This window comes from Microbacterium plantarum (assembly GCF_035231185.1).
Classification (GTDB): Bacteria; Actinomycetota; Actinomycetes; order Actinomycetales; family Microbacteriaceae; genus Microbacterium; species Microbacterium plantarum.
This window is the reverse complement of record NZ_CP141117.1, coordinates 197,867-222,954: the sequence shown is the minus strand read 5'-3', so window position 1 is coordinate 222,954 and position 25,088 is coordinate 197,867. Positions and strand designations below refer to the sequence as shown.

The 25,088-nt window shown below is 70.7% G+C and carries 23 protein-coding genes; 14 read left to right on the top strand and 9 right to left on the bottom strand.

The window, feature by feature from the left end:
* Positions 1 to 107: 107 nt before the first annotated feature.
* The 5 genes from VC184_RS01110 to VC184_RS01090 all read left to right on the top strand — a co-directional run bounded on the left by VC184_RS01110 (position 108) and on the right by VC184_RS01090 (position 4,870).
* Positions 108 to 650, top strand: coding sequence for an ECF transporter S component (locus tag VC184_RS01110; protein ID WP_274178140.1), 543 nt, complete (start codon positions 108 to 110; stop codon positions 648 to 650).
* Between the two features lie 75 nt (positions 651 to 725).
* On the top strand, positions 726 to 2,537 hold the full coding sequence (locus tag VC184_RS01105) for an ABC transporter ATP-binding protein (protein ID WP_323987034.1): 1,812 nt from the start codon (positions 726 to 728) through the stop codon (positions 2,535 to 2,537).
* Complete coding sequence (locus VC184_RS01100) at positions 2,534 to 3,352, top strand: energy-coupling factor transporter transmembrane component T (RefSeq protein ID WP_323987032.1); 819 nt, start codon at positions 2,534 to 2,536, stop codon at positions 3,350 to 3,352. The genes VC184_RS01105 and VC184_RS01100 overlap by 4 nt, the downstream gene beginning before the upstream one ends.
* 40 nt (positions 3,353 to 3,392) lie before the next feature.
* Positions 3,393 to 4,304 carry a siderophore-interacting protein gene (locus VC184_RS01095; protein ID WP_323987031.1) on the top strand — a complete coding sequence of 304 codons (912 nt, stop codon included), beginning with the start codon at positions 3,393 to 3,395 and terminating at the stop codon, positions 4,302 to 4,304.
* Positions 4,301 to 4,870 (top strand): ECF transporter S component, encoded by a 570-nt coding sequence (locus VC184_RS01090; protein WP_269266918.1) that lies wholly within the window; start codon positions 4,301 to 4,303, stop codon positions 4,868 to 4,870. The genes VC184_RS01095 and VC184_RS01090 overlap by 4 nt, the downstream gene beginning before the upstream one ends.
* A 108-nt stretch (positions 4,871 to 4,978) precedes the next feature.
* Here VC184_RS01090 and VC184_RS01085 read toward each other — a convergent pair whose 3' ends face one another.
* From VC184_RS01085 to VC184_RS01075, 3 genes are read right to left on the bottom strand one after another with little or no spacing between them, the layout of a single operon-like run.
* Positions 4,979 to 6,172 carry a M15 family metallopeptidase gene (locus VC184_RS01085; protein ID WP_323987029.1) on the bottom strand — a complete coding sequence of 398 codons (1,194 nt, stop codon included), beginning with the start codon at positions 6,170 to 6,172 and terminating at the stop codon, positions 4,979 to 4,981.
* A 50-nt stretch (positions 6,173 to 6,222) separates the two neighbouring features.
* Positions 6,223 to 6,528, bottom strand: a complete 306-nt coding sequence (locus tag VC184_RS01080; protein ID WP_323987027.1) for an NUDIX hydrolase — start codon at positions 6,526 to 6,528, stop codon at positions 6,223 to 6,225.
* On the bottom strand, positions 6,525 to 6,806 hold the full coding sequence (locus tag VC184_RS01075; protein WP_323987026.1) for an NUDIX hydrolase: 282 nt from the start codon (positions 6,804 to 6,806) through the stop codon (positions 6,525 to 6,527). The genes VC184_RS01080 and VC184_RS01075 overlap by 4 nt, the downstream gene beginning before the upstream one ends.
* Positions 6,807 to 7,113: 307 nt before the next feature.
* Here VC184_RS01075 and VC184_RS01070 point away from each other — a divergent pair, with 307 nt between their 5' ends.
* Positions 7,114 to 8,178: an Rv2578c family radical SAM protein gene (locus tag VC184_RS01070; protein ID WP_323987025.1), complete on the top strand. Its 1,065-nt coding sequence runs from the start codon at positions 7,114 to 7,116 to the stop codon at positions 8,176 to 8,178.
* 266 nt (positions 8,179 to 8,444) lie between these two features.
* Here the strand turns inward: VC184_RS01070 and VC184_RS01065 are convergent, their stop codons facing one another.
* The 4 genes from VC184_RS01065 to VC184_RS01050 form a co-directional block, all read right to left on the bottom strand.
* Positions 8,445 to 10,685 (bottom strand): DEAD/DEAH box helicase, encoded by a 2,241-nt coding sequence (locus VC184_RS01065; protein WP_323987023.1) that lies wholly within the window; start codon positions 10,683 to 10,685, stop codon positions 8,445 to 8,447.
* 414 nt (positions 10,686 to 11,099) lie between these two features.
* A complete protein-coding gene (locus tag VC184_RS01060; RefSeq protein WP_323987022.1) occupies positions 11,100 to 14,540 on the bottom strand; it encodes an efflux RND transporter permease subunit in 3,441 nt (1,146 codons plus the stop codon).
* 121 nt (positions 14,541 to 14,661) lie between these two features.
* The gene (locus VC184_RS01055; RefSeq protein ID WP_323987021.1) at positions 14,662 to 15,048 is read right to left on the bottom strand and encodes a fluoride efflux transporter FluC; all 387 of its coding nucleotides are present in this window, start codon (positions 15,046 to 15,048) and stop codon (positions 14,662 to 14,664) included.
* Positions 15,045 to 15,449, bottom strand: a complete 405-nt coding sequence (locus tag VC184_RS01050) for a fluoride efflux transporter FluC (protein WP_323987020.1) — start codon at positions 15,447 to 15,449, stop codon at positions 15,045 to 15,047. The genes VC184_RS01055 and VC184_RS01050 overlap by 4 nt, the downstream gene beginning before the upstream one ends.
* Before the next feature lie 116 nt (positions 15,450 to 15,565).
* Here VC184_RS01050 and VC184_RS01045 point away from each other — a divergent pair, with 116 nt between their 5' ends.
* The 8 genes from VC184_RS01045 (at position 15,566) to VC184_RS01010 (ending at position 23,623) form a co-directional block, all read left to right on the top strand.
* A complete protein-coding gene (locus VC184_RS01045) occupies positions 15,566 to 17,287 on the top strand; it encodes a dihydroxyacetone kinase family protein (RefSeq protein ID WP_323987019.1) in 1,722 nt (573 codons plus the stop codon).
* Between the two features lies 1 nt (position 17,288).
* Entirely contained in the window at positions 17,289 to 17,744 is a 456-nt protein-coding gene (locus tag VC184_RS01040) for a ribose-5-phosphate isomerase (RefSeq protein ID WP_282501852.1), read from the top strand.
* Between the two features lie 10 nt (positions 17,745 to 17,754).
* Positions 17,755 to 18,495 (top strand): triose-phosphate isomerase family protein, encoded by a 741-nt coding sequence (locus tag VC184_RS01035; protein WP_323987017.1) that lies wholly within the window; start codon positions 17,755 to 17,757, stop codon positions 18,493 to 18,495.
* A 31-nt stretch (positions 18,496 to 18,526) separates the two neighbouring features.
* Positions 18,527 to 19,249 (top strand): GntR family transcriptional regulator, encoded by a 723-nt coding sequence (locus tag VC184_RS01030; protein WP_274178127.1) that lies wholly within the window; start codon positions 18,527 to 18,529, stop codon positions 19,247 to 19,249.
* A gap of 92 nt (positions 19,250 to 19,341) precedes the next feature.
* Positions 19,342 to 20,289: a sugar phosphate isomerase/epimerase family protein gene (locus VC184_RS01025; RefSeq protein ID WP_274178126.1), complete on the top strand. Its 948-nt coding sequence runs from the start codon at positions 19,342 to 19,344 to the stop codon at positions 20,287 to 20,289.
* Between the two features lie 23 nt (positions 20,290 to 20,312).
* On the top strand, positions 20,313 to 21,284 hold the full coding sequence (locus VC184_RS01020; protein ID WP_274178125.1) for a 3-hydroxyacyl-CoA dehydrogenase family protein: 972 nt from the start codon (positions 20,313 to 20,315) through the stop codon (positions 21,282 to 21,284).
* Between the two features lie 11 nt (positions 21,285 to 21,295).
* Positions 21,296 to 22,066: an SDR family NAD(P)-dependent oxidoreductase gene (locus VC184_RS01015; protein WP_323987015.1), complete on the top strand. Its 771-nt coding sequence runs from the start codon at positions 21,296 to 21,298 to the stop codon at positions 22,064 to 22,066.
* A 162-nt stretch (positions 22,067 to 22,228) separates the two neighbouring features.
* Positions 22,229 to 23,623 (top strand): MFS transporter, encoded by a 1,395-nt coding sequence (locus VC184_RS01010; RefSeq protein WP_269266903.1) that lies wholly within the window; start codon positions 22,229 to 22,231, stop codon positions 23,621 to 23,623.
* Between the two features lie 104 nt (positions 23,624 to 23,727).
* On the opposite strand, the gene VC184_RS01005 is transcribed toward VC184_RS01010, so the two are convergent.
* Both VC184_RS01005 and VC184_RS01000 read right to left on the bottom strand, forming a co-directional pair.
* Positions 23,728 to 24,690 carry a DNA topoisomerase IB gene (locus tag VC184_RS01005; protein ID WP_274178123.1) on the bottom strand — a complete coding sequence of 321 codons (963 nt, stop codon included), beginning with the start codon at positions 24,688 to 24,690 and terminating at the stop codon, positions 23,728 to 23,730.
* Between the two features lies 1 nt (position 24,691).
* On the bottom strand, positions 24,692 to 24,961 hold the full coding sequence (locus tag VC184_RS01000; protein ID WP_274178122.1) for a DUF7218 family protein: 270 nt from the start codon (positions 24,959 to 24,961) through the stop codon (positions 24,692 to 24,694).
* Between the last annotated feature and the right edge of the window lie 127 nt (positions 24,962 to 25,088).

Sequence of the window (25,088 nt, the reverse complement as noted above, 5' to 3'; positions counted from 1 at the left end):
CAAGGAACCCTCGGCTTTCATTCAGGTCACGGAAGCGCCACCCCGACCGAGGCATTTCTCACGGCCCACGAGGGAACCGCCCTGCGCGCGTCCCATAGGCTGGGCGGGTGGCCCCGGCATCCCGCCTTTCGACGCGCGTTCTGCTCGTCTGCGCTGCCATCGGCGTCGCCACAGGTCTGCTCGGCGGCATCGAGGGATGGCTCGCCGTCCCCGTCATCACGGGTCTGCCGATCGTCTACGGCTTCCTCCTCGGCATCCACGTGCTGCCCGGAATCGTCGCGCAGGAGACCCTGCGGCTGCCCTGGGTCGCGCTCATCACGCACCTGATCGCGGCGCTCGCATCGTCGGCCGTCGCGCCGCCGTACACGTTCCAGTTCCTGGGGACCGCCGTGCTTTTCGGAGGCCTGCAGGAGGGCGTCGCCGCTCTCGTCCGCTATCGCTCGTGGGCGCCCTGGCGGTTCTTCGTCTCGGGTCTCGTGATCGGCGTCGTCGTCGCCCTCGCGGTGTTCTTCGCCGCTCACCTCAGCGCCCTCCCGCTGTGGGCTCAGGTCACCTACCTCGCCCTGGCCGTACTCGGGCCCGTCGCCTGGACGGCCATCGGCCTGTGGATCGGCGTCGGCCTGCGCCGCGCCGGCGTCGCCCGTCGCTGAGCACCCCCGCCGGCCTTTCCGGGCCAAGTTAGGGTCGGCTAAGCTAAGCGCATCCGATCCGATCCGAGGACGCCCGTGACATCCGCCGCATCCGGTGCCGCCACGGCGGGAACGCCGGTCGCCGCGACCGCATCCGCGCCGTTGCTCGCCGTGCGCGATCTCGCGGTGACGTACGAGGGGTCGGATGCCGCAGCTACCCGCGGCGCCTCGTTCTCCGTCACCCCCGGTGAGGTCGTGCTGCTCCTCGGGCCGAGCGGTTCGGGCAAGTCGACGGTCGCACTGACGCTCAACGGGCTGATCCCGCAGTCGATCCCGGCGACGACCGAGGGCACGGTGCTCGTGTCGGGCGAGGATGCCGCGACCACCCCGATCCCCCGGCTCACCACGCGCGTCGGCATGGTCTTCCAAGACCCCGACGCGCAGCTGGTCACCGGCACCCTGCTCGACGAGGTGGCCTTCGGCCCCGAGAACCTGCGGCTGCCCGTCGACGATGTCCTCGCGCGGAGCGAGCGGGCGCTGCGCCGGATGGGGCTCTGGGAGCGGCGGCACGAGAACCCCGACCGCCTCTCGGGCGGCGGACGCCAGCGCCTCGCGATCGCGTGCGCGCTCGCGATGGAGTCGCCCCTGCTCGTGCTCGACGAGCCCACCGCGAACCTCGACCCCGAGGGCATCGAAGACGTCTACGGCGCCCTGGGCGAGATCGCTGCCGCGGGCGACCGGGCGATCCTGCTCGTCGAGCACAATCTCGACGCGGCGATCGGCTTCACCGACCGTGTCGTCGTGCTCGACCATGGCGGTCGCACCATCGCCGACGGTCCGATCGACGCGGTGCTGCGCGAACGGGCGGCCGAGCTGCACGCGATCGGCGTGTGGCTGCCGGTGTCGACCATCGCGGCGCTGCGGCTGCGCGAAGCGGGCTATCCGCTCGACCCACTCCCCCTGACGCCGGACGAGCTGCGCGCGGGGCTCGAGGCCGCGGCATCCGGTGGCGAGAATCGGAACATCGCGGCATCGTCGGGGGCAACCTCCGATTCGGTCCGAGTCTCGCGCGATTCTCCGGCGCAGGCGCAGGCGCACGCGCCGACGCCGGCGGTCTCGGTGCGCGATCTGACGCTGCGTCGAGGTCGGACGACAGTGCTCCACGACGTGGACCTCGAGGTCGCGACCGGCGAGTTCGTCGCGATCGTCGGCGCGAACGGCGCGGGCAAGACGAGCCTCATCCAGGCGATCGCCGGCGTCGTCCGCGGTCCGCGCGGGCGCATCGACGTGGGCGGGCTCGACCCGAGTCGGGCGGACCCTCGTGCGGTCGCCGAGCGCGTCGGGTTCGTCTTCCAGAACCCCGAGCACCAGTTCGTCGCACCCACGGTCTTCGACGAGCTCGCCCACGGCCTGCGCCGCCAGCGGACGCCCGAGGACGAGGTGCGTGAGCGCGTCGACGGGATGCTGCGCCGCTTCGGCCTCGAGGCGCACGCCGACCGGCATCCGTTCCTGCTCTCCGGCGGTCAGAAGCGCCGACTGTCGGTCGGCACGGCCCTCATCGCCGGCGCACCCGTGCTCGCCCTCGACGAGCCGACGTTCGGCCAGGACCGCGCCCGCGCCGACGAGCTGCTGCACGTGCTGCGCGACCTCAACCGCGACGGCACGACGATCCTCGTCGTCACCCACGACATGCAGCTGGTGAGCGAGTACGCCCAGCGCTGCGTCGTCGTCGGAGATGGCCGCATCGTCGCCGACGGAGCGACCGCCGACATCCTCGGCGACGACGAGCTGCTGCGCTCCGCCGCCCTGCGGATGCCGCCGCTGCGCCGCGCCCTGCACGGGCTCGACGGGTACCCCGAGCTGTCGGGCATCGCCCGCCTCCGCGATCTGCCGGGGAGCGATCGATGAGCGCGACGGCGAGCATCGCGCTCGATCCCTACGCGGCCGCGCCGCCCTCCCGTCGGCTGCTGTTCCGGCTCAACCCGCTGGCGAAGCTCGCGGCCCCCGTCCCCGCGATGGTCGCTCTCATCTTCACGCGCGATCTCGTCACGCCGCTCGCTCTGCTCGCACTCGCGTACGGCGTGCTCATCGTCGGAGCGCGTTGGACGCTGCGTACCGTTCTCCTGCTCGCGGTCGCCGTGCCCATCGGCATCCTGATGGTGGGAGCCGGGATGTCGCTGTGGGTCGATGCGGCGCGGGTGGCCGACACCCCGGTGCTGCTTCAGCTCGGCGCCTGGAGTCTGCACGCGGGGGCGTTGGAGACCGGGATGGCGACCGGGTTGCGGCTCGGCGCGATCGCCGCGCTGGCGTTCATCGCGGGGCTCACCACAACGGGGCCGGACCTCGTGAGGGCGACCGTCCAGCAGCTGCGCGTCCCCTACCGCGTCGGCTACACGGCGCTCGCCGCGTTCCGGTTCGTGCCGCGGTTCGGCTACGAGCTCGACCTCATCCGACAGGCCCACCGCGTACGCGGCGCCCATGGCGGGCGGGGACCGTTCTCGGCGATCGCACGGTGGGGCGGTTACGTCGTTCCGCTGCTGGCCGGCGCCATCCGCCATGCCGAGCGGGTCGCGCTCGCGATGGACGCGCGCGCCTTCGGGGCCCATCGCGACCGCACCGAGCGGCACCTGGTGCCGTTCCGGCGGCGCGATGTCGCCTTCGTCGCGCTCTTCTGGCTCGCCTCCGCCGCGATCCTCATCGCCCTCTTCCCCTGGACCCCCTGATGCCGACCGCACCCCGTCGAGCCTGGAGAGGATGCTGCGCATGACCCGCAACATCGTGAAGCCCATGACGCCCGGTCTGGTGCGTCTGGAGGTGCTGCGTGCAGAGCGCCTCGCCCCGCACTGGATGCGGGTCACCTTGGGGCGCGGCGACATCGACCGGTTCGTACCGCTGGGCTACGACCAGTGGTTCCGCCTTTTCCTGCCGCTCGGCGGCGATGAGGCCCTCGACCGCATCCCGGCCAAGGCCAACAAGCTGTTCGGCTACCTGAAGTACCTCCGCATCCCCGAGGGCGAACGGCCGGTCATGCGCAACTACTCGGTGCGGGCGTACCGGCCGGCGGGGCCGGCGGGCGGTGCCGAGATCGACGTCGACTTCGTGCTGCACGGCTCGGGGCCGACCGCCGGACCCGCCTCCCGCTGGGCGTCGCAGGCCCACGAGGGAGAGAGCGTCGTCATCATCGACGAGGGGCTGCGCTTCAACCCCGAGCGAGGCATCGATCATGTGCTCCTCGTCGCCGACGAGACGGGGGCACCGGCCGTCGCCTCCATCTGCGCTTCGCTGCCGGCAACGGCATCCGGAACCGCGTTCATCGAGGCCCCGTCGAGCGACGACGTGCTCGAGATCGATGCACCCCCGGGGGTCGAGGTCCGCTGGCTCGTCCGGGCGCCCGACGCGAAGCCGGGGTCAGCCGCCCTCGCAGCGCTGAGCGGATTGGCGCCCGGCGCGTTGCCCGCGCAGCCCCTCCACGCGTTCATCGTCGGCGAGCAGTCGCTGCCGACCACCGCCCGGCGGATGCTCGTCGCCGACCACGGCATCCCGAAGGAACAGATCAGCTTCGTCGGGTACTGGCGCGAGGGCGCGAGCTCGCCGACCCCGAAGCCCCAGGCGGCATCCGAGCACGCGCCGGATGATGAACGCCGAGCCACGATGGAGCGGGAGACGCGAGCATGACCGCGGCACCCCGGTCGCGCGCCGCGCGTGTCTCGACGGCATACCTGTTGACGTGCGCCGCGATCGGCGTCGCGGCGAGCGCGTTGCTCGCGCCCGCGTGGGTCGCGTCGACGACCCTGTTCCTCACGGTGCCGTTCGCAACGGTGGCGATCGCCGGGCTGTGGGTTCTGCCCGCCGTCATCGCCCTCAGGCTGCTGCAACGCCCGGGAGCGGGGCTGCTCGTGGGGCTGATCTCAGGACTCGTGCTTGCCCCGTTCTTCACGATCGGATCGGTCGCGACGATGCTCTACTGGTCGTTCTTCCCCGAACTGCCGTTCCTCGCGACGCTCTACCGGCGCTGGAACACATGGCTGCACTATGCAGGCGCCGCGATCATCGGCGCGACGTATCCCGTGTTCGCAGCGCAGTCGTTCGATCTGTGGAGCATGACCGCGCCCGTGCTGATCGGATTCGTCGCCCTCTGCATCGTCAGCTGCGTCGGAGCGACGTGGCTCGGCATCCTGATCGGCGACCGCCTGCGCGCCGCCGGCGTCGCGACCCTCGCCCGGCGCCGCACGCCCGCCTGACCCCTCTGTTCCCCCTCTCCGTCGACTCGCCAGAGAGTGCGGATGCGGGGGGTGCGGCATCCGCAGAACCTGGCGAGTCGACGAACGGGCGCATGGCGCCGGGCGGTGTCAGTCGGCGTAGGTCGGGGCCGGCGGCATCCCGAAGAAGTCTTCGAGGGTGCGGTAGCCGCCCTCGGCGTAGAGCGCCGCCAGTTCGGGGCCGATATATCGCAGGTGCCAGGGCTCGTAGTCGTACCCGGTCGTCTCGGTGAAGCCATCGGGGTACCGGATGATGAACCCGAAGCGATGCGCGTTGGCGGCGACCCAGTCCGACTGCGCCGTGCCGCCGAACTGTTCGATCGCCCCGCACCCACCGTCGCATGCGACCACATCGACGGCGAGACCGGTCTGATGCTCGCTGTGCCCGGGGCGGGCGCTCGTGAGGTCGGCGTTGCCCTGGCCGAGCTGACCGACGTAGTTGCGGTACGTCGACACTTGGAAGTCGTACGACCGGAACCCGCTGTTCACTCCGATTGTGCCCGCGCCCTCAGCCTGCGCGGCGGCCGCGAGCTGCGAGAGGGCCGCCGCGACGTCCGCACGCATGTGCCCCCCGCTGGTTCGCTCGACGCCCTCGGCGCGCGCTTGCGGCTCGGGCCAGTAGTCGATCGGATCGAGCGCGTTCAGCTTGTTCACGACGACCCACGTGCGGCCGGCCGTGTGCAGATCGATGCACGGGGCCGCACCGCCCGCGATCGCGGCCCGGAAAGGCTCGGCTCCCCCGGCCGCGGCGATGACGTCGGCGTCAGAGCCCGACGCGAGCGCCTGCTGGAATCCGGGATCACCGCAGATGTCGCCCGCGGCCGCGGCATCCGTCGTCGCATCGTCGGCCGGCTGGGCGGCGGCAGCATCGCCGGACTGCGCGGGCGCAGGAATGGACGATGCGTTGGGCGCGCCCGCCGCGGCGTCACCGACGAGCGCGGCGACGGGGTCGACGGGAGCCTCATCCGGTCCGCTGAGTGCCGACGTGAAGCCGGCGGTACCGGCGACGACGAGGCCGACGAGCGCGAGTGCAGCCGTGGCCGCAACGGCGCGGCGGCGGACGTAGACGGCTGCCGGCAGACGCACGGATGCCGACAGGGCGGCGGCATCCGGTGATCGGCCCTCCGCCGACGAAGCCGAGGCGACCTCGCCACCAGCACCGCTCGCCGCGGAACCGGAAGCGCCGGCCCGCTCACGCAGCTCGCGCCGCGAGGGGAGAGGGCGCGCCTCCGCCGATCGCTCGCGTCGCGAGCGACGCGTCTCGGGCTCGGTCGGGTGCACCACGACCCCATTCTGCCCTGCGGGTCCGGTTGAGTTCCCGTTCGCAGCGCGGTTCACCCGCGACCCGGGCTGGTCCCCTCGCCGAACACGGCATCGGGTCCGGCGGGCGATGCCCCCGGGCTCACGCTGCCCGCGCGCCCTTCCGCAGCCGCCGGAGCGAGCAACTCTCGCGCGATCACCTTCACGGAGGGGAACGTGTCGAGCTCGTCGATCTCGATGCTCGAGAACCAGCCCGCGTCGTGGACCTCTCCGGCCGCGGGCGACAGGGCGCCGCGCTCCGAAGTGTGCAGCACGAAGGCCATGTCCATATGGATGTGCGCGGGTTCGCCGGGGCGCTCGGGGATGAGCTGATAGCTCATGCTGATCGGGAGGTCGAGCTGAGCTTCGGTGCGACCGTCCGCGGCGAGGTCGACGCCCGCGTGCGGCGCAGCACGGCTGCCACGCCGGTCTCCTCGAACACTTCTCTCACGACCGCCGCCTGGGGCGTCTCGTCCTCGTCGACATGACCGCCCGGCGGAAGCCACTTCGCGAGCTTCTTGTGATGGATGAGGAGGATTCGGTCCTCTGCGGGATTGAGCACGTAGCCGCTGACGGTGAACTGTTTGGCGTACGACGCGGTTCGATCGATGATCGTCATCGTGCGGCACCGTTCACACCGGCACCGACAGCGCGGCGGATTTCATCCATTCGGACGAGCCGGGGGCGCACCCTCGTCGTCGGGGGGCGGGTGCGATCCGGCTCGCAGAAACCGACCACGTCGGCTACCCCGGCGTATCTCACCCTCTCCCCAGCTGACGTCAGAGTCACAGCGCACTCCCCCATCCGCTCGCAGCGTCCTCGATCCCCGGTGAAACGATCTGCCTGTCACCACACCGGCATCCGAGCATACGAGGGTTCGCGCTTTCATGTTTGACAACACTTCGAATTTCTGTTCGAATCTTCTCATGCGATGGCAGGGGCAGCAGATGGGCGTGGCGGATGCCGCTGCGCTGCCCGGCCTCGAGACACTCAACGGCCTCGTGCGCTCGGTGACGACGCCCGAGTTCGCAGGAGTTACCTTCCACGAGGTCATGTCGCGCTCGGCGCTCAACCGGGTCCCGGGCCCCTCGGCGATACCCTTCGACTGGACGGTCAATCCCTACCGGGGATGCACGCATGCCTGCGTCTACTGCTTCGCCCGCGGCACGCACGAGTACCTCGACATGGACGCGGGAGCCGACTTCGACTCGCAGATCGTCGTCAAGCTGAACGTCGCCGACGTACTGCGCCGCGAGCTCTCGAAACCGACCTGGGCGCGCGAGCAGGTCGCTCTCGGTACGAACACCGACCCCTACCAGCGTGCGGAGGGCCGCTACCGGTTGATGCCCGGCATCATCACGGCGCTGGTCGACAGCGGCACGCCGTTCTCGGTGCTGACGAAAGGCACCCTGCTGCGCCGTGACCTACCGCTGCTGGCCGAGGCGGCACGTTCGGTGCCCATCGACCTCGCGATGTCGATCGCGGTACTCGACGAGCCGCTGCGGCAGCTGCTCGAACCCGGCGCGCCGACATTCGCCGCTCGCCTCGACACGGTGCGAGCGGCAAGCGCCGCGGGGTTCCGGGTGACGGTGTTCCTGATGCCGATCGTGCCGCACCTCACCGATTCGACCGAGGTGCTCGACGATGCCCTGAGCCGGATCGCGGATGCCGGCGCCGCCCGCGTCGTCTACGGCGCGATGCACCTGCGACCGGGCGTCAAACCCTGGTTCCAGCAGTGGCTCGCGCGCGAACGCCCCGACCTCGTGCCGGTGTACCGCGGCCTGTACCCCGGGGCCTCGGTGCAGGCACCGCAGGGCTACCGGCGCATGCTCGCGACGCGCGTTCGACCTCTGCTCGCGCGGCATCGCCTTCGGGGAGGGCTCGAAGAGGAAGAGGCGCAGCCCGCCACGCGACGATTCCGCCCCGGACCGGTGGTCACGACTTCGCGCGGCCGCGCCGCTGCAGCGGCATCCGTTCCCACGCTCTTCTGACACAAGCAGCACAGTGGCCCGAGTTTCGCGGCCCGGGGCGCTGCGAACCGGAGCCGGGAGTGCGAGCCGGGACACTCTCGCGCGCTGCCGGGGTATGGTCCCGAGATCAGGCTCAACGCGCGGCCGGCTCCCACCGCTCAGCCTCTCAGGGCCCTCAGCCCGCGCACGGCACGGCGAACCGCGAGCGCCCCGCCAACGGAAGCGCCCCGCCGAACGCCACGACCGTCGGGTCGCAGCGTGCGGCGGGGCGTCAGAGCGGCGTCGGCTCAGGCGTCGACGTTCGCGAGCTGTCGGCCCGAGACCTCCTCGAGGATGTCGTCGCCGGGGCGGACATCGTCGAAGGGGGCGTCGATCTCGGCACGCTCGAGCATCTCGGTCATGCGACGGCGACGCTGACGCGTGATGAGAGTGACGACCGCACCCGAGCGACCGGCGCGGCCGGTGCGCCCTGCGCGGTGCAGGTAGGTCTTGTACTCGTCGGGAGCGTCGGCCTGGATGACCAGGTCGATGTCATCGACGTGGATGCCGCGGGCTGCGACATCCGTCGCGACCAGCACCCGCACCTTGCCGTCGGTCAGGCGCTGCAGGTTGCGCGTGCGCTTGCCCTGGTTGAGGTCGCCGTGGAGCGCGACCGCCGCGATCCCGGCATCCTCGAACTGCTCGGCGAGCATCTCGGTGTAGGCACGGGTACGCGCGAAGACGAGCGTCTTGCCGTCGCGGTCGACGAGGGAGTTCAGGATCTCGGCCTTGTCGCGGTGGTCGAGGACGAGCACACGGTGATCGATCGTCGAGGTGTCCTGGCTCTCGCCCGCGACCTCGTAGACGGCCGGCTCGACGAGGAACTCGTCGACCAGAGCGGCGACCTCGCGGTCGAGCGTCGCCGAGAACAGCAGCTTCTGCGCGCCGTCCTGCACGAGGCGGAGGATGCGCTGCATGGGCTCGAGGAACCCGAGCTCGCTCATGTGGTCGGCCTCGTCGAGCACGACGATGCCCACCTCGGAGAGGTCGAGCTTTCCCTGGTTCTGCAGGTCTTCGATGCGGCCGGGGGTGCCGATGATGATGTCGACGCCCTTCTTGAGCGCACCGACCTGACGCGCCTGCGGCACTCCGCCGTAGATCTGCGTCGTGAAGAGCCCGACGCTGCGCGCGATCGCCTGGACGGTGCGGTCGATCTGCAGCGCGAGCTCGCGCGTCGGAGCGAGGATCAGCGCCTTGGGTGAACGCCCGAACTCGCGACGCTTGCCGGCCTGGCTGCGCAGGATCGACTCGACGAGCGGAGCGCCGAACGCGATGGTCTTGCCCGAGCCGGTGCGGCCGCGGGCGAGGACGTCCTTGCCCTCGAGGATCGGCGGAATGGTGGCCGCCTGGATCGGGAACGGGGATGCCGCACCCAGGGCGTCGAGCTGACGGACGATGTTGTCACCGAGGCCGAGGTCGGCGAACGACGACTGGGCGACGGATGCCGCATCCACGGCCTCCGCCTGCAGGCGCTCGTGGACGGTGTCGACGTGGTCCTGGTGGGCCTTCGACTTCGTCTCGGCGTTCCAGTCCGAACGGTTCGGACGGTCGCCGAAGTCACGGCGCGGGCGGTCATCGAACGAACGCGCCGGGCGGTCGTCGCGACGCGGACGGTCCGAGAAGTCGCGACGCGGACGGTCATCGCGGTTCGGGCGGTCGGCGAAGTCACGGCGCGGGCGGTCATCGAACGAACGCGCCGGACGGTCGTCACGACGCGGACGGTCCGAGAAGTCACGACGCGGACGGTCATCGCGGTTCGGGCGGTCGCCGAAGTCACGACGGGGACGGTCATCGAACGAACGCGCCGGACGGTCGTCACGACGCGGACGGTCCGAGAAGTCACGACGCGGACGGTCGTCACGGTTCGGGCGGTCGCCGAAGTCACGACGGGGACGGTCATCGAACGAACGAGCGGGGCGGTCGTCGCGGCGGGGCCGGTCGCCGAAGTCACGACGCGGCCGGTCATCGAACGAACGCGCCGGACGGTCATCACGACGCGGACGGTCGTCACGGTTCGGGCGGTCGCCGAAGTCACGACGGGGACGGTCATCACGGTTCGGGCGGTCGCCGAAGTCACGACGGGGACGGTCGTTACGGAAGGAGGGACGCGCATCACCGAAGGTGCGGCGATCGTCGCGGGGCTGCGCTTCGTAGGGGCGGCGGCCGCCGGCATCCGATCGGCGGTCGTTCCCGTAGCCGCGCTGCTCGCGCTGACCGCGGTCGTCGCGTCCGCCGCGGTCGTCGCGGGCCTGCGAGCGGATGCCGCGCGCTTCGTCACGACCCGCACGGTCCTGCGAGGACCAGCGGTTCTTGCGACCGGTGTCTTCGCTCTCGGCACGGTAGCCGCGGTGACCGGGGCTCTTGCTGCCGGGGGTTCCGGCCGAGGACTGGCCGGGGCGACGCTTAGCGTCCTGGTACGACGTCTTCTTGCCGTAGCGGGGCTCGAAGTTCTGCGCGCGGCCGCCGGCCGGCTTCTTGTTCTTGGGCATGGGTGTGTCCTTCTGGGTTCTCTGCACGAGAACAGCGCCCGCGCGCACGCGGGCAAACCCGGACATCCGTCGGCCGGGGGCCATTCACATGATGGTCATGCGCGCCGATCGGCGCTCACCATCGGCCCCATGGACTCACAAAACCTGTCGCGATCACGCGCTGCCCAGAGCCGACCCGCCCACGATACGGCATCCGCCTGAGAAATCGCCCGCCGCGGCGCCGGGGCCCGGGTGCAAGGGCCGGGTGCGAGGGCCGGGCTCGAGGGCCGGGGCGGGGGCAACGCGTGCTGCGATGCAAGGGTTCCGACACCCCGGCGCCTCGCTCCCGGCCACGGCGCGCCGCGGGCAATCCCTTGCATCGCGGCAAGCCGGCAGCCCGGCGCGAGCCCGCCGCGAGCCCGGCGCGAGCCGCAATCAGGCCAGGCGGCGGCGACGGGGTCCGCGAGAAGGCCCGGGAATGCGCTGAGCCTGTCGACGGGACGACCCGGCCTCCGGTTCACCGGAATCCACCGGCCGTCCAGCACCAGCATGGGCGTCGCCGACCTCGTGGTCATCAGGCGCGACCGGGATGACCAGGTGCGTGGGGGCATCGGGTGAACCGTCCACCGGCACGACGAGGTGGGTCGGCTCGGCTGTGGCCGCCTCCGCGAGGCGCCGCTCGCGCCGGGTCATCGGCGCCGCAGACACCCCGTCTCCCGCGGAACCGGCTGTCAAACCAGCATCCGCACCGGCACCCGCGCCGGCACCGGCACCCGCGCCGGCACCGACGTCACCGCGCCGCCGCGCCGCGCGGCGCTCGCGCGCACCCTCGACGAGGTTGTAGAGGGTCGGCAGCACGAGCAGGGTCAGCAGGGTCGACGAGATGAGCCCGCCGATGACGACGATCGCCAGCGGCTGCGAGATGAACCCGCCGTGGCCGGTGATCCCGAGCCCCATGGGCGTCAGCGCGAAGATGGTCGCGAGCGCGGTCATCAGGATCGGTCGCAGACGACGCGATCCGCCGGCGATCGTCGCGTCGTGGGCCGACAGCCCCTTCTCGCGGTACTGGTTGACCAGGTCGATGAGCACGATCGCGTTAGTCACGACGATGCCGATGAGCATCAGCACGCCGATGAGCGACGCGACGCCGAGCGGCACGCCCGTCGCGATCTGCAGCAGAATCGCTCCTGTCGCGGCGAACGGCACCGAGATGAGCAGCAGCAGCGGCTGCCGCAGCGACTTGAAGGTCGCGACCATCACGATGTAGACGATGAGGATGGCGGCGAGCGCGGCGAGTCCGAGCTGCGCGAAGGCGTCCTGCTGCTGCGTGAGAACACCGCCGATCTCGGCGTCCGCGCCCTGCGGCAGCTCGACCGTGTCGAGGGCGTCGGCGACCGTCGCGGATGCCGCGTTGAGGTCGTCACCCGAGGGCGTCACGGTGACCGTCGCGGTGCGCTGACCGCGCTGCGTCGTGATGGAGGTCGGGCCCTCGCTCTGCTCGACGGTGGCGACGTCCTGCAGCGGGATGGGGCCGCCGGCCGTGGGGATCGTCAGCTGCCGCAGCTCGTCGATCGACGCGGGCGCCTGCGACGCCGCGAGGTAGACGGTGAGCGAGGTGTCGTCGATCTCGACGGTTCCGATCGACTGCGGCTGCATCGTTCCCGAGACGATGCCGCCCACCGCGACCTCCGACAGGCCGCGGGATGCCGCCGCGTCGCGGTCGACGGTCACGGCGATGTACGGCAGCGAGGCCGAGAGGTTCGACGTGACCTGGCTGACGCCGTCGGCATCCTGCAGCGACGCCACGACGGCGTCGGTCGCTTCGCGCAACGCGGTCTGGTCGGGCGCGGTGACATCGATCTCGATGTCGCTCGAGCCGAATCCGCCGCCACCGGCGGCGATCTGGATGTCGCCGACGCCCTCGAGGTCGGCGACGGCGCGCTGCACGCGATCGCGCACGTCGAGCTGATCGGCCGAGCTGTCGGTCGTGATCGAGTAGGTCACCCCGCCGCCCCCGCCCGAGAAGGCGTCGCGCAGCTGCGATCCGGACGAGCCGATCGAAACCTGCACGGCGTCGATTCCCTCGAGGCCGGTGACCGCGTCCTCGACGCGCTGGGCGGCGGCATCCTCCGCCTCGAGGGATGCCGCAGGCCCGAGCGTCTGCGTCATGGTGAAGGTGTTCTGACCGGAGTCGCCGAGGAAGTTCGTCTTCATCAGCGGCACGGCCGCGAGGGTGCCGCCGAGCACGAGCACCGCCAGCACCAGCGTGACGGCGGAGTGGCGGAGGGTCCAGCGCAGGACCGGCAGGTAGGCCTTCTGCAGTCGCGACGGCGGCGCCTCGGGGTCTTCGGGGTCGATGCGCCGGCCGTCGGGCGTCACGACGGGCTTACCCGGCCGCAGGAACCAGTACGCGAGCACCGGGACGATCGTGAGCGAGACGAACAGCGAGGCCGACATCGCGATGGTGACCGTCAGGGCGAAGGGACGGAACAGCTCGCCGGTCAGGTCTCCGACGAAGGCGATAGGCAGGAACACGGCAACGGTCGTGATCGTCGACGCCGTGATGGCGGCGGCCACCTCGCGAACGGCCAGGGTGATGGCCGCGAGCTTGTCGGCTCCCTCGACGTAGTGCCGCTTGATGTTCTCGATGACGACGATCGAGTCGTCGACGACTCGGCCGATCGCGATCGTGAGGGCACCGAGGGTCAGGATGTTGAGCGAGTAGCCGAACGCCTGGATACCGACGAAGGTGATGAGCACGCTCGTGGGGATCGAGATCGCGGTGACGATGGTCGAGCGGACCGAGAGCAGGAACACGAGGATCACGAGCACCGCGAACACGAGGCCGAGCAGGCCCTCCTGGGCGAGGGCCTCGATCGACTGCTCGATGAACGGCGCCTGGTCGAAGACGACCGTGAACTGAGCCTCGCCGCCGAGGTCGTCTTCGAGCGCGGGCAGGGCGTCGAGCACGCCGCGCGAGACGTCGACGGTGTTGGCGGCGGGCAGCTTCGTGACCGCGATGGTCAGGGCCGGCTCGCCGTCGACACGCGAGATGGAGGTGACCGGTGACGGTTCCTGCGCGACGGTGGCGACGTCGCCGATCGTGGTCGTGCCGCCGGTGAGCTGAGCGGCATCCGTCGGCACGAGCGGCAACGCCGACAACTCGTCGACCGAGGCGATCTTCGCGCCGGTCTGCACGGTCAGCGACTGGTCGCCCTCGGTGATCTCGCCGCCGGGGAACAGGACGCCGTTCTGATCGAGCGCGTCGCGGATGGCCTGCTGCGTGTACCCGGCCTCGGCGAGCGCGGTCTGGTCGGGGGTGATCGTGATGCGCTCGACGCGGCCTCCGACGACCTGGGCGGCGTTGACGCCGTCGACGTCTTCGAGGTCGGGGATGACCGTGCCCTCGAGCCGGGCCTGCACCGATTCGGCGTCGTCGTAGCCGGTCACGGCCAGCTGGATCACAGGGAGGTCGTCGAGCGAGAAGCTCAGCACGTTCGGGCTGACGCCGTCGGGGAGCTGGCTGTCGATGCGGTTGATGGCCTGCAGGATCTTCTGCTCCGCGGTCGCCAGATCGGTGCCGTAGGTGAACGACGCCTGGATGATCGAGGCGTTCGTCGAGCTCGTCGCCGTCGTCGACTCGAGCCCGGGCACGCCCTGGATCGCGGTCTCGATCGGGGTCGAGACGTCGGTGTTGACGACCTCGGGCGAGGCACCGGGGTAGGTCGTGACCACCGAGAGCTGAGGCAGCTCGATCGAGGGAATGAGCTCCTGCTTGAGGTTCGTGAGCGCGAGGCCGCCGAACACCGCGGCGACGATCGTGATGAGCGCGATGAGAGCGCGGTTCTTCAGGCTCAGGACGGCGAGTTTCGACACAGGTTCCCTCGGGCGCACCGGACCGGCGCAGGTAGGTGTGATGCAGGCGAACGGGATGCGCTCGTCGATACATGGATGTATCGACTTCAGTATCCCACGCGGGCGCCGCGCGAGCGTGGGCTCAGCCTGGGAGCAATCCCCCGATGACGATGCCGATCGCCGCAGCGATGACGGCCATGGCGAAGGTGCCGACGAGATTGACGATCGCCCAGTCGCGCCGGCCGCGCCGCATCAGCTGGACCGTGTCGACCGACACCGTGCTGAACGTCGTGTATCCGCCCAGCAAGCCGATGCCGAGGACGGCCAGCCAGTCGGGCGCGACGAGCGCGCCGAGTCCGGTCAGGAGCCCCAGCAGCCCGGAACCGGTGACGTTGATCACCAGGATGCCGACGGGGAAGGCATCGCGGCGCCCCCGCGTGAGGAGGACATCGAGGACGTACCGGATGCCGGCGCCCGCCCCGCCCGCGACCACCAGGGCAACGAGCATCCCGGCACTCACCCCGTTCATGCGGCATCCCCGTCGCGGCGGATGCCGAGGGCGAGCCCGAGCGCCGCGGCGACGGCACCGCCGGCGAGGCTGATGGCGATGAGCGCGAGCCCGACGATGGGCGCGGCGGTGGCGACCTGGATCGATTGCACAGCGAAGGCGCTGTACGTCGTGAAGCCGCCGAGCACGCCGGTGCCGACGAACGCGCGGAGCCGGGGCCGGCTGACCGCCCAGCGACCGACGACGATGCCGAGCAGGAAGGACCCGAGCAGATTGCATCCGAGCGTGAGCGCGGGCACCGCGAGGGGGTGGGTCCATCCCGTGAACGGAAGAGTGAGCGCGGCTCGCACGGCGACGCCGGCCGCACCGCCGATCACGACGAGGACCAGCGTGAGCGGCGAGATGCGCGCCCGCTCGACCACGTCGCCACCGTAGACCCCGGGATGGGTCGGCGGATGCCGCCACTCCGGGTCGCACCGCGACTCGTTTCCTATAGGATCGACGAAAGGTTCGCTCCCCCATCGCAGAGGAGAACGCAATGACGCGTCTGTTCAACAACCCCGACGAGTTCGTCGAGGACTCCGTCGCCGGTTTCGTCGCGGCATCCGGCCGGTGGGTCCGCCCCGTCACGGGGGGTGTTGTCCGCTCGACCCGCGGCGCGGAGCCCACGGTCGCTGTCGTCGTGGGGGGCGGCAGCGGCCACTACCCCGCCTTCGCCGGGCTCGTCGGTCCCGGGCTCGCGCACGGCGCGGTGATGGGCAACCTGTTCGCGTCGCCGTCGGCCCATCAGGTGCGATCTGTGGCGAAGGCCGCGCACGAGGGTCGCGGAGTGCTGCTCAGCTACGGCAACTACGCCGGCGACGTCCTGCACTTCACCCAGGCTCAGGACCGTCTCCGCGAGGCGGGCATCGACTGCCGTACCGTGACGGTGACCGACGACATCTCCAGCGCTCCCCCGCACGAGCGTGAGAAGCGCCGCGGCATCGCCGGCGACCTCGTCGTCTTCAAGATCGCCGGCGCGGCCGCGGAGCAGGGCCACGACCTCGACGACGTCGAGCGACTGGCACGGCTCGCCAACGACCGCACCCGCTCTCTCGGTGTCGCCTTCGGCGGCTGCACCCTTCCGGGCGCGACCGAACCGCTCTTCACCGTGCCGCAGGGACGCATGGCGGTAGGCCTCGGCATCCACGGCGAACCCGGCATCGACGAGGTCGACATCCCCACTGCGGCCGAGCTCGCGCAGCTGCTCGTCGAACGGCTGCTCGCTGAGCGGCCCGACGACGCCGCCCCGACCGGTCGCGTGGTGCCGATCCTGAACGGACTCGGCTCGGTGAAGTACGAGGAGCTCTACGTCGTTTACGGCGCCGTCGACCGGTTGCTGACCGAAGCGGGAGTCGAGGTCGTTTCGCCCGAAGTCGGCGAGTTCTGCACGAGCTTCGACATGGCCGGCGTCTCGCTGACCCTCCTCTGGCTCGACGACGAGCTCGACCGGCTGTGGCACGCGTCGTGCGATACCCCCGCATTCCGCCGAGGCTCGGTCGACGGCCGCGTCGCGGTGACGACCGTCGCCGACGACGACGATGAGATCGAGACGATCGGGCCGGCCGGGGAAGAGTCGCGACGCGCGGCCGCCGTCGTCGCCCACGCGCTCGACGCCGTCGCGGCGATGCTCGATGACCAGGCCGACGAGCTCGGACGCATCGACCGCATCGCGGGCGACGGCGACCACGGCATCGGCATGCAGCGCGGCAGTCGCGCGGCCGCGGCCGCCGCCTCACGTGCCGTCACCGCCGGCGCGGGCGCGCGAACGGCACTGCAGCACGCAGGCGACGCGTGGGCTGACAAGGGCGGCGGCACGTCGGGCGCGATCTGGGGCGAGATGCTCGTCGACCTCGGCGCCGCCCTCGGCGATGACGACGCGGTCGACGCCTCGGCCCTGTCCGCGGGCGTCGGACGCATGAAGGATGCCGTGATGTCGTTCGGCAAGGCCACGGTCGGCGACAAGACGATGATCGACGCGATCGTTCCCTTCGCCGACACGCTCCGCGACCGACTCGCTCAGGGCGATGCCCTGCTCGACGCGTGGGCGACGGCCGCCGACGCCGCACAGGCCGCCGCCGAGGCGACCGCCCAGCTCACCGCCCGACTCGGCCGCGCCCGTACGCACGGCGACCGCAGTCTCGGCACCCCCGATCCCGGCGCGGTCTCGTTCGCGCTGGTCACCCGCACGGTTCTCGATGTCCTGAAGGAGGACGCCTGACATGGCACTGCGACTGATCGTCGGCTCGGATGACGCCGGCTACGAGTACAAGGAACGCATCAAGGCCGACCTGGAGGCGAACCCCCTCGTCGCCGAGGTCATCGACGTCGGTGTCGACGCCGACAGCCACACCAACTATCCGGCAGTCGCGACCGCCGCCGCGGAGCGTGTGCGCGACGGCGAGGCCGATCGCGCGATCCTCATCTGCGGCACGGGGCTCGGCGTCGCGATCGCGGCGAACAAGGTCTCCGGCATCCGCGCCGTCACGGCGCACGACTCGTACTCGGTCGAGCGATCGATCCTGTCGAACGACGCCCAGGTGCTGTGCATGGGCCAGCGCGTCGTGGGGATCGAGCTGGCGCGGCGCCTCGCAGCGGAATGGCTCACCTACACCTTCGACACCTCGAGCGCCTCGGCCGAGAAGGTGCGCGAGATCTGCGCATACGAAGAGGGGTGAGGTCCGCCCGATGATCATCGGCGCGAGCCTCAAGACCTATTTCTCGCACTCCCGCACGCTGGCCTGGGTCTCGGAGGTCGCGGCGATCCTCGACGAGCATCCCGCACGCGATCGCGTCACGACTTTCGTCGCGCCGCAGTTCCCCTCGATCCCCGGCGCTCTCGAACGCGCGGGGCGCCTGGCGGTCGGGGCGCAGGACCTCGCCGTTCATGACGCCGGCGCGTACACCGGCGAGGTCTCGGGAGCCGTCTTGGCTGAGCTCGGATGCCGCTACGCCGAGGTCGGGCATGCCGAGCGTCGTCGCCTGTTCGGCGAGACCGAGAGCGTGGTGTCCGCGAAGACTCATGCGGCGCTGCGGAACGGTCTCACCCCGGTCGTCTGCGTCGGCGAGGAGGACGAGGCGGGGATCGACGCGGCGATCGCGACCTGCGCGCAGCTGGTGCGCAGCGCCCTCCGGGATGCCGACGGCGCAGGCGCCGCCGGCGCAGTGGTGATCGCCTACGAGCCGCTCTGGGCGATCGGGGCGCCGGCGCCCGCGACATCCGAACACATCCGGTCGGTCTGCTCGGGACTGAGATCGCGAATAGACGCCGCCGACCGCGAGGTCTCGATCATCTACGGCGGCAGTGCGGGGCCCGGTCTGCTCTCGACCATCTCCGACGCCGTCGACGGCCTGTTCCTCGGCCGGTTCGCGCACGACCCGCGCGCAGTTCGTGACATCCTCGATGAGGTGGAGGCCCTCTCGGGGTGAGGCGCGCTCCGTGCGAACCGGAAGAGGGACGATGACCGCATCACGGGATGGCAACCTGCGGGGACTCGATGCGACGATCGAGCGGCGGGGCCTGCGCGACCACGTCTACGAGCGCATCCTCCAGCTGCTCCTCTCCGGCGAGGCGGTTCCCGGCCGCCGCCTGTCGATCGACACGATCGCGCGTCAGCTGGACGTGTCGCAGACCCCGGTGCGCGAAGCGCTCGTGCAGCTCGAGCGCACGGGTCTCGTCACGCGCGAGGCGCTGCGCGGCTACCGAGTCGCCCCGCCCCTCGGACTCGATCAGCTGCGCGAGCTCTTCGACGCCCGCATCATGCTCGAGACGCATGCCACGCGCCTCGCGACGCCCGCCTCGCCCCAGATGATCGGCGAGTTGCGCGCCGCGGAGGAGGAGCACCGCAGCATCGGCAAGCGTGTCATCGAGGCCCTGAACGCCGGCGCGGCCGACCTCGAGCTGACTGCGGCCTACTTCGTCGCGGACGCCGCGTTCCATCGGGTCGTGTTCGACCACTGCGGCAACCGGTATCTCACCGAGATGTCCGAGACCCTCGGAGCCCAGCTGCACCGGATGCGGCAGTCGGTCCGACACGGTGTGACCGACGTGCGCGAGGCGATCGCCGAGCACGAGGCTCTCGTCGACGCGTTCGCAACGGGCGACCCCGACGCTCCCGAACGGTCGATGCTCCATCACCTCGAGCAGGTGCGCCAGCGATCGCTCGGGCTCGAGCAGGCCTGAGCTCCTCGCCGCGAACTCCCTCTTGCAGCGTTCTCTATTTCCTATAGGATCTACGGGAGTCCTCGTCGGACACGCTCGCCAATGGAGTCGTCATGAACGCAACGTCGCACCCGTCCGCCCCTACGCCCGGCCCGATCGCGGTCTGCATGCACGGCTTCTCCCCCGTCGCCGCGGACGGGACCCGTCTGCACGACGCCGACGCCGAGACCTGGGACGGCGTGTTCTCGCAGGTCGAGCGGCTCGGCTTCACGGCGATCGAGATCGCGGACAGCCACATCCGCCCGTCCGAGCTGACAGCCTCTCGCCGGGCCGAACTGAAGTCCATCGCGACGAGCCACGGGGTCGAGCTCGTCTCGGTCCACGTGCAGCGCCAGAGCGTCATCCAGCCCGGTCGGGGTGAAGAGAACCTCGCGTACGCGCACCGCGCGATCGACGCGGCGGCCGAACTCGGCATGCGCGTCTTCTCGACCGGCCTCCACCAGCCCTTCAACGAGGCGCAGCGCGCCGCCCTGTGGTTCTGGACCGCGCCGGGCCCGGTCGACCCCGATGACGCCGACACCCGCGCACTCGCGGTCCGACGCCTGCGCGAACTCGGCGAGCACGCGGCATCCGTCGGCCTGCCGATGTCGCTGGAGATGTATGAGGACACCTACCTCGGCACCGCCGACAGCGCGGTGCGCCTCATCGAGGAGATCGGGCTCGACAACGTGGGCCTCAACCCCGACATCGGCAACCTCGTGCGCCTGCACCGCCCCATCGAGGACTGGCGCGAGATGCACGAGAAGACCCTCCCCTACGCGAACTACTGGCACATGAAGAACTACGCACGCGACGAGTCCGCCGACGGCAGCTGGCAGACCTCGACGCCGACGAGCATGGAGCTCGGCCTCATCAACTACCGGGCGATGGTCGCCCGCGCGCTCGAGCTCGGGTTCCGCGGCCCGTTCCTCATGGAGCAGTACGGCGGCGACAGCCTCGGGGTGTGCGCCCGCAACCGCGACTACCTGACCTCCCTGCTTCCGGCGACCGCCGGAGCCTGACCGACACCGACGAGGAGAACGTCATGACCGAGAACGAACGCCCCGTGTACGCGGTGGTGGGCAGCGGCTACATGGGCGGCGGCATCGCGCAGTCGCTCGCCCTGTCGGGCGCCGACGTGCGCATCGCCGACGTCGACATCGAGGTCGCCCGCGGCAACCGCGACCGCCTCATCGCCGAGGCCGCGCAGTTCGCCGCCGACGGCCTGTTCCCCGCCGACGCCAGCGCCGTCATCGCCGAGCGCATCACGGCGATGACGATCGAGGATGCCGTCGCCGGCGCCTCCTTCATCGAGGAGGCCGTGCCCGAGAAGATCGAGATCAAGCACGCGACCCTCCGCCGCATCTCGGCTGCGGCCGCGCCCGACGCGATCATCGGCAGCAACACCTCGACGATCCTCATCGGCCGCCTGGCCGAAGCCGTGACCGAGCCCGGCCGGTTCCTCGGCGTGCACTTCTCGAACCCCGCCCCCTTCATCCCCGGCGTCGAGCTGATCCCGCACGCCGGCACCGACGAGTCGGTCCTCCCCGTCGTCGAGGCCATCGTCGCCGCGACGGGCAAGGAGACCGCACGCGTGAAGGATGCGACCGGGTTCGTGCTCAACCGCCTGCAGTACGCGCTCTTCCACGAGGCGACGCAGCTGGTCGAGGAGGGCGTGGCCACGCCGGAGGACATCGACACCATCGTGCGCACGACCTTCGGCTTCCGCCTGCCCTTCTTCGGGCCGTTCGCGATCGCCGACATGGCCGGACTCGACGTGTACGCCTTCTGCTACGCGTCGCTGCAGACGGAGTTCCCCGAGCGGTTCGCGACACCGCCCATCCTCGACCAGCTCGTCTCGGCCGGCAAGCTCGGCACGAAGTCCGGCGCCGGGTTCCTCGACGTCCCCGCCGAGCGCACGCCCGAGCTCATCGCCTACCGCAACAAGGCGTACGTCGCGATGAAGAAGCTCATCGACGAGCTCGGCCCCGCCCCCATCCACCCCGCACAGGACTGAGAGAACACGCCATGGCATCCGTCTTCCCCGCTGAGCGCACCGTCATCCTGACCGGCGCCGCGAGCCCCCGGGGCATCGGCCGCACGACCGCCTTCCACCTGGCCGAGCGCGGCTGGCACATCGGCATCGTCGACGTCGACGCCGCGGCCGCCGAGCGCACCGCCGCCGAGGTCGCCGAGGCCCATGGCGTGCGGGCCGTCGGCGTCGGCGCGAACGTGGCCGACCGCGAGCAGGCCGTCGCCGCGATCGACGCGCTCGAGGCGTCGCTGCCGCAGATCGTCGCCCTCGTGAACTTCGCCGGCGTCTCGTCCCCGATCCCCTACCTCGAGGTCACCCCCGAGGAATGGCACCGCGTCGAATCGATCAACCTCGACGGCGTGCACTGGGTCACGCAGCGCGTCGCCCGGACGCTCGTCGCGAACGGCGTGGGCCGCCTTGTGGGCATCTCCTCGGTGTCGGCGCAGCGAGGCGGCGGCACCTTCTCGAAGACGCCCTACTCGGCGGCGAAGGCGGGCGTGATCGGTCTGATGCGCTCCGTCGCGCGCGAGCTCGGTTCGCTCGGCATCACGGCGAACGTCATCTCCCCCGGCCCGATCGACACCGACATCATGGGCGGAACGCTGACGGAGGAGCGGAAGACGGCGATGGCCGCCGACGGCGTTCTGCCGCGCATCGGCACCCCGACCGACATCGCCGCCGCCGTGGCCTACCTGATCAGCGAGGACGCCGGATTCGTGACGGGCCAGACCCTGAACGTCGACGGTGGCCTCTACATGCACTGAGGCTCCCGTGAACCGCAACTGGACGCGCGGGCGCCTCGGGTTCCTGGCCATCGGGGTGATCTGCGTGGTCGTCGGCCTCGTCCTGATCATTCCCTCACTCGGCGGCTGAGCCGCTACCTCGTCACCCCGTAACACCTCACACGAACTCGAAGGAGAGTCACTGTGTCCTCATCGGACTACGGTCCCGCGACGCGGGCCAACGTCACGGTCGCGAATGAGCTGCTGAGCAGCCCGCACCTGGCGAGCGGCATCAAGAAGGCCACCTACCGGCTCATGCCGATGCTGATCATCCTGTACTTCGTCGCGTTCCTAGACCGCACGAACGTCGGGTTCGCCGAGTCCGCCCTCGAGGTCGACCGAGGCATCTCGGCGGGTGCCTACGCCCTCGGAGCCGGCATCTTCTTCATCGGATACGCCCTCTTCGAGATCCCCTCGAACCTGCTGCTCGACAAGTTCGGCGCGCGCTTCTGGCTCGCCCGGATCGCCGTCACCTGGGGCATCGTCGCCTCGCTGTTCGCCTTCGTCAACGGCGAGACGATGTTCATCGTGCTGCGCTTCCTCCTGGGCGTGACGGAGGCCGGCCTGTTCCCCGGCGTGATCATGTTCCTCGCGCAGTGGTTCCCCAACAAGCGCCGCGTGCAGATGTTCGCGCTGTTCTACCTCGCGCAGCCGTTCTCGCAGATGCTCGGCGCCCCGCTGTCGGGCGGCCTGATCAGCATCGGCGACCAGGTCACCCCCTGGGCCGGCTGGCAGGTGATGTTCTTCGTCGAGGGCATGATGGCGGTCGTCGCCGGTATCGCGGCTCTGTTCTTCCTCGTCGATTCGCCGCAGAAGGCGAAGTTCCTCGACGACGACGAGAAGGCCGCACTGAAGGCGGTGATGGAGCACGAAGACACGGTGAAGGAATCCGATGGGCCCCGCGGCATCGGCGCGGCGCTCATCAGCTGGAAGGTCTGGTACTTCACGGTCATCTACTTCTGCCTGCAGATCGCCGTCTACGGCACCACGTTCTACCTGCCGCAGCAGGTGTCGAACCTCATCGGAGAGTCGGTCGGCTGGCAGGTGGGCCTCGTGTCCGCCATCCCGTGGGCGGTCGGCCTGTTCGCCTGCTACTACGTCGGCAAGCACGCCGACACGGTTCGCCGGCGTCGCGTCTGGGGTGCGCTGTTCTTCCTCGTGACGGGCTCGGCCATCCTGGTCTCGGCGTGGGCCGGGGCCAACGGACAGGGCCTGCTCGGCATCATCGCGATCACCGTCGCGGTCGCGGCGTTCCTCTCGACGGGCCCTATCACGTGGTCGTTCCCGACCTCGTTCCTCACCGGCGCGGCCGCCGCGGCCGGTATCGGTCTCATCAACTCCCTCGGCAACCTGGGCGGATTCGTCGCCCCGATCATGCGCACGGGGATCAACGAGGCCGTCCCGACCGAGAGCGGCGCGTGGGGCGTGGTGTCGCTGGGCCTGTTCGCGTTCCTCGCCGCCGTCATGATGTGGGCGACCCGGTTCTTCAGCTCGAAGGCCGACGCCCTCCTCACCTCGGGCGAGAGCAAGCGCCGCTGACGCATCGCCCGCTCTCGAACGGCCCGGTGTCGCCTCGCGCGGCCCGGGCCGTTTCGGCGCTGCGGTTGGATGTTGCGGTTCGGCGTGCTCGCGCGAGCCGCGCGTCAGCCGAGGACGAGCGAACGGATGGCCGTCTCGGGTGAGACCGTCGTGTCGAGCAGCATCCCCGAGCGATATCGTTCGAACACGCGCGGGTCGATGTACGAGCTGCGCGCGACCGCGGGGGTGTTCCCCAGCGCCGTCGCGGCGGCGCGCACGGCTTCGACCTCGGCCTGATGCACGGCCCGGGCCGTCTCAGCGACGCCGATTCGTGCGAGGGCGTCCGCCGCGATGACGGTGCCGCGAAGAGTGCGGAAGTCCTTGGCGGTGAACGGGCCGCCCGTCAGCGCACGCACGTATGCGTTGACGTCGTTCGGGGTGAGTGGAACCCGCCGGCGCTGCCGCTGCCACGCGAGCAGCGGCGACGAGGGGCGCCCCTCGATCAGGAGCATGATGGCCGTGGCGAGGTCCGGGTCGGGGATCTCGAGCGCCTGGCGCTGTCCGCTCTTGCCCGAGAATGCCAGGCTCACGACGGTGTCGGCCACGGAGGCGTCGCGACGTCTCAGCGTCGTCAGCCCGCGGCTGCCGTGCTGCAGCAGGTAGCGCTGCGAACCGATGCGCAGCGCCGACCGGTCGAGCAGCCGGAATGCCGCGGCGAGGACGCGCTCGCGATCGAGGTCGGCGCGTCGCAACGACGCGGTCGCACGCGAGCGGGCACGTGGCAGGGATCCGGCGAGCTGCAGCGCCCGGGCGTACTTGCCCTTGTCACGACTGCGCGTCCAGTCCGGGTGGTAGATGTACTGTCGACGACCCGCATCGTCGGTTCCGACGACCTGGATGTGCCCCTGCGGATCCGCGCAGATCCAGACGTCCTTCCAGGCGGGCGGGATGACGATGCTGCGGATGCGGGCGAGGTCGCGCCGCCCGACCGCCCCGCCGTCGGCATCCGTGTACCGGAAGCCCTTGCCTGAGCGGATGCGCCGGATGCCGGCATCGACATCGGGCCGGACCCGGACGAGTCGGGCCACCTCAGTGGTTGCGCAGCATCAAGATGATCTGCGCCTTCTTCTTGCCGGAGTACCCGGAGATGCCGAGTTCCTTGGCGCGCTTCTTCAGCTCGTCGACGGTCCAGTCCTCGTAGTCGCCGGACTGTCCGCCCCGGCTGCCGACCTTCTTACGGCCGTCACGGGCGGCGGCGTTCGAGATGCGGGCAGCCTTCTCTTTCGAGGCGCCGTCCTCGCGCAGCTCCTCGTAGAGCTCGGGGTCTTTGAGACTGTTCGATCCGCGTCCCTGTGGCATGGCGGTCTCCCCTCTTCGTCAGGCTGACGCTACGACCGTCGCGAGGGTCGCCGCAGGTGCTTGACAGGCGTTCGCGAGAGGCCCTAACCCCACCCCACCCCACCCGCCGTTCGACCGCGACCCGACA

Excerpts from the sequence above, each read along its gene's own strand:
- VC184_RS01100 (WP_323987032.1), top strand. The coding sequence starts at position 2,534 with ATGAGCGCGACGGCGAGCATCGCGCTCGATCCCTACGCGGCCGCGCCG.
- VC184_RS01095 (WP_323987031.1), top strand. The coding sequence starts at position 3,393 with ATGACCCGCAACATCGTGAAGCCCATGACGCCCGGTCTGGTGCGTCTG.
- VC184_RS01090 (WP_269266918.1), top strand. The coding sequence starts at position 4,301 with ATGACCGCGGCACCCCGGTCGCGCGCCGCGCGTGTCTCGACGGCATAC.
- VC184_RS01080 (WP_323987027.1), bottom strand. The coding sequence starts at position 6,528 with ATGAGCTATCAGCTCATCCCCGAGCGCCCCGGCGAACCCGCGCACATC.
- VC184_RS01075 (WP_323987026.1), bottom strand. The coding sequence starts at position 6,806 with ATGACGATCATCGATCGAACCGCGTCGTACGCCAAACAGTTCACCGTC.
- VC184_RS01070 (WP_323987025.1), top strand. The coding sequence starts at position 7,114 with ATGCGATGGCAGGGGCAGCAGATGGGCGTGGCGGATGCCGCTGCGCTG.
- VC184_RS01065 (WP_323987023.1), bottom strand. The coding sequence starts at position 10,685 with ATGCCCAAGAACAAGAAGCCGGCCGGCGGCCGCGCGCAGAACTTCGAG.
- VC184_RS01055 (WP_323987021.1), bottom strand. The coding sequence starts at position 15,048 with ATGAACGGGGTGAGTGCCGGGATGCTCGTTGCCCTGGTGGTCGCGGGC.
- VC184_RS01045 (WP_323987019.1), top strand. The coding sequence starts at position 15,566 with ATGACGCGTCTGTTCAACAACCCCGACGAGTTCGTCGAGGACTCCGTC.
- VC184_RS01040 (WP_282501852.1), top strand. The coding sequence starts at position 17,289 with ATGGCACTGCGACTGATCGTCGGCTCGGATGACGCCGGCTACGAGTAC.
- VC184_RS01035 (WP_323987017.1), top strand. The coding sequence starts at position 17,755 with ATGATCATCGGCGCGAGCCTCAAGACCTATTTCTCGCACTCCCGCACG.
- VC184_RS01030 (WP_274178127.1), top strand. The coding sequence starts at position 18,527 with ATGACCGCATCACGGGATGGCAACCTGCGGGGACTCGATGCGACGATC.
- VC184_RS01025 (WP_274178126.1), top strand. The coding sequence starts at position 19,342 with ATGAACGCAACGTCGCACCCGTCCGCCCCTACGCCCGGCCCGATCGCG.
- VC184_RS01020 (WP_274178125.1), top strand. The coding sequence starts at position 20,313 with ATGACCGAGAACGAACGCCCCGTGTACGCGGTGGTGGGCAGCGGCTAC.
- VC184_RS01015 (WP_323987015.1), top strand. The coding sequence starts at position 21,296 with ATGGCATCCGTCTTCCCCGCTGAGCGCACCGTCATCCTGACCGGCGCC.
- VC184_RS01000 (WP_274178122.1), bottom strand. The coding sequence starts at position 24,961 with ATGCCACAGGGACGCGGATCGAACAGTCTCAAAGACCCCGAGCTCTAC.